Raw genomic sequence first — 3,384 nt, 5'->3', positions numbered from 1 at the left:
CCGGACCGCTCATCGACGAGCTCCAGGGCTTCCTCGACGACACCGCCGCCGACCTGAACATCCTCGGCACCGAACTGCTGCCCGGCGTGCAGGCCGGCGGGGCGGCCCTGTCGACGGTGAATGTCGGGCAGCTACTCGACAACGCTCTCGCCGCCACCGAATCCGGTGACGCGGTCACAGTTCGTGTCCGAATCCCCGGGCGCTGAGGCCCGGACGACAAGGAGTGACATCATGAATCGCAACGCCGCTGTAGTCGACCACGACCCGGCCGAGACCGACACCGAGCAGGACGCCACCGCGGGTTCGGCCCCGGCGGCCTCGCCCCTGCGAGCCGCGCTGCGCCGTGGTCGCGAGGCGGGCAGCTCGGCCGTCAAGGTCAGCACCCTGCTCACCGGTGCGCTGGTGCTCGCGCTGGCCGCCACCATCGGGGTGCTCGGCTGGCAGGTGCACGACAAGTCGGGTGAGATCGCCGCGCTCGACGCCGCCGCCGCCGACAACGCGCACGCCGAGCAGGTGGCCCTCGACTACGCCACCGCGGCCGCCGAGATGAACTTCCAGGACCTCGCGACCTGGAAGACCCGCCTGACCGAGGGCACCAGCCCCGAGCTCACCGACCGCCTCACCCAGGCCGCCACGTCGATGGAGCAGATCATCGTGCCGCTGCAGTGGGTCTCGACGGCCGAGCCCATCGCCGCGAAGGTCCGCTCGCAGGACAACGGCGTGTACTCGGTGGACTGCTTCGTGAGCATCCTGACCAAGAACAGCCAGGCGCCCGAGGGCATCCAGTCCACCGCCACGTACAAGCTCAGCATCGACAGCTCGAACAACTGGACCATCTCCGACATCGGTGGCTTCGGCACCGCGCTCGGTGGCGGCGCGCCGCGCTGATCCACGGTCATCGATTTTCCGGTCATCGGATTCGCAGAAAGGGAAGTGTCGTGGGTGTCGAGGTCAGGACCGAGGGGATAACGAAGTCCTTCGGCTCGCAACGTATTTGGCAGGATGTCTCGATCACCCTGCCCGCCGGTGAGGTGAGCGCGCTGCTCGGTCCCTCCGGCACCGGTAAGTCGGTGTTCCTGAAAGCGCTGATCGGGCTGTTGCGGCCGGAGCGTGGGTCGATCTTCATCGGCGGCACCGACATCACGACGTGTTCGAACGCCGAGCTCTACGAGATCCGCAAGCTGTTCGGGGTGTTGTTCCAGGACGGTGCGTTGTTCGGGTCGATGAACCTGTTCGACAATGTCGCCTTCCCGTTGCGCGAGCACACGAAGAAGTCGGAGTCGGAGATCCGGGCGATCGTGATGGAGAAGCTGGAGCTCACGGGTCTGCTGGGTGCGGAGGGCAAGCTGCCGGGGGAGATCTCCGGTGGTATGCGCAAGCGTGCGGGGTTGGCGCGGGCGTTGGTGTTGGATCCGCAGATCATTCTGGTCGACGAGCCGGACTCGGGTCTGGATCCGGTGCGTACCTCGTATCTGTCGCAGTTGTTGATCGATATCAACGCGCAGATCGACGCGACGATCCTGATCGTGACCCACAACATCAATCTGGCGCGGACGGTGCCCGACAACATCGGCATGTTGTTCCGCCGCGAGTTGGTGATGTTCGGTCCGCGTGAGGTGTTGCTGACCTCCGAGGAGCCGGTGGTCAAGCAGTTCCTCAACGGCCGGATGATCGGCCCGATCGGTATGTCGGAGGAGAAGGACGAGGCGCAGATGGCGCGCGAGCAGGCCATGGTGGATGCCGGTCATCATCACGGCGGCGCCGAGGAGGTCGAGGGCATCATCCCGCAGATGCGGGCTACCCCGGGCATGCCGGTACGTCAGGCCGTGGGCCGTCGTCAGGCGCGGGTGCGCGAGATCATGCACACCCTGCCGCCGGCCGCGCAGGCCGCGATCAACGAGTCGCTGGCCGAGGACGACGACACCCAGATCATGCCCGCGTTCCTGTGACGCGCCCGCACACCGTCGGCGGACCGGGGCATCCGGTCCGCCGACCGGTCATCGATCGCTCGTCTGCTCGGGTTCGGTGATGTCGCTCGTGCGGGGGACGTCCTCGATGTAGGTGATCTCCTCGACGTGATCGGGCACGACGGTTCCGCGCCATCCGCCGATGACCCGCATCGCATGGTAGATCGCCAGCGCGGCGAAGGCGCCGAGAGCGATGCCGCCGAAGTCGAGATCGCCCACCGCCCACTGGAAGTCGGCGATGCCGATCACCAGCGGGATGGCGGCGGTGAACTGGTTGATCGGTTTGCCGAAGTCGACCCGGTTGCTCACCCAGATGTGCACGCCGAGAATCCCGACCAGGCCGTAGAGCGCGGTCGTGACGCCGCCGAGCACGCCGGCCGGGACCGAGGCGATCACCGCGCCCACCTTCGGCGAGAGGCTGAGCAGGATCGCCGCCGCGCCCGCCACCCAGTACGCGGCCGTCGAGTACACCTTCGTCGCGGCCATGACGCCGATGTTCTCCGCGTAGGTAGTGGTCGCGGAACCGCCCCCGCTGCCGGCGAGCACCGTGGCCACACCGTCCGCGGCGATCGCCCGGCCCATTCGCCGGTCGTAGTCGATACCGGTCATGGTGGTGATCGATTTGACGTGCCCGATGTTCTCGACCACGAGCACCAGCACGACGGGCAGGAACATCGGCAGCACCGACAGGTGGAAGCTGGGCGCGTGGAAGTCGGGGAGACCGACCCAGGCGGCGTCGCCGACCGCCGAGGTGTCCACCTTGCCGCGCGCGAGGGCGAACAGATAGCCGAGCACGACGCTCGCCACGATCGCCAGCCGCCCGAGTAGGCCGCGGAAGAGGACCAGACACAGGATCAGCAGGACGAGGACGACCGTCGCCGTGATCGCGTCGGCCTCGTAGTTCGTCTTGGCCGTCGGGGCCAGGTTCAGGCCGATGACGGCGACGATCGTGCCGGTGACCACCGGCGGCATCAAGGCCTCCAGCCAGTGCGTGCCCGCGAAGTGCACCACCGCGCCGATGACGATCAGCAGCAGGCCGACCACGACGATCCCGCCGAGCGCCGCGCCCATACCCCCGGAGGCGGTGGCCGCGAGGACCGGAGCGATGATGGCGAAGCTCGACCCCAGATAGCTCGGCAGCCGGTTCCCGGTGATCAGCAGGAACAGCAGCGTGCCGATACCGGAGAACAGCAGCGTCGTCGACGGCGGGAAGTCGGTGATGACCGGGACGAGGAAGGTGGCGCCGAACATGGCCACCACATGCTGCAGGCCGATTCCGGCCGTGCGCGGCCAGCTCAGCCGCTCGCCCGGGGAGATCACCATTCCCGTGTCCACCCGGGTCCACCGGAGCACGGAGTTCGGCCGGGAATCTGGCTTCGTCATGGGAGCCAGTGTGCGGCAATCGCGAGTGGCGCGC

General features: G+C 67.8%; 3 protein-coding genes and 1 pseudogene. 3 read left to right on the top strand and 1 reads right to left on the bottom strand.

Annotated elements, in window-relative coordinates:
* The 3 genes and pseudogenes from ON26_RS10500 to ON26_RS10490 form a co-directional block, all read left to right on the top strand.
* Window positions 1-206, top strand: a pseudogene (locus ON26_RS10500) (MlaD family protein); the annotation flags it as partial.
* 25 nt (window positions 207-231) lie between these two features.
* Complete coding sequence (locus ON26_RS10495) at window positions 232-888, top strand: hypothetical protein (protein WP_083883999.1); 657 nt, start codon at window positions 232-234, stop codon at window positions 886-888.
* 50 nt (window positions 889-938) lie between these two features.
* A complete protein-coding gene (locus ON26_RS10490) occupies window positions 939-1,949 on the top strand; it encodes an ABC transporter ATP-binding protein (protein WP_051026914.1) in 1,011 nt (336 codons plus the stop codon).
* A gap of 48 nt (window positions 1,950-1,997) precedes the next feature.
* Here ON26_RS10490 and ON26_RS10485 read toward each other — a convergent pair whose 3' ends face one another.
* Window positions 1,998-3,350 (bottom strand): uracil-xanthine permease family protein, encoded by a 1,353-nt coding sequence (locus ON26_RS10485; protein ID WP_083883998.1) that lies wholly within the window; start codon window positions 3,348-3,350, stop codon window positions 1,998-2,000.
* Between the last annotated feature and the right edge of the window lie 34 nt (window positions 3,351-3,384).

The sequence above is a fragment of the Nocardia higoensis NBRC 100133 genome (assembly GCF_000308595.1).
GTDB lineage: Bacteria > Actinomycetota > Actinomycetes > Mycobacteriales > Mycobacteriaceae > Nocardia > Nocardia higoensis.
The sequence above is the reverse complement of the archived record's forward strand: the minus strand, read 5'-3'. Positions and strand labels throughout refer to the sequence as shown.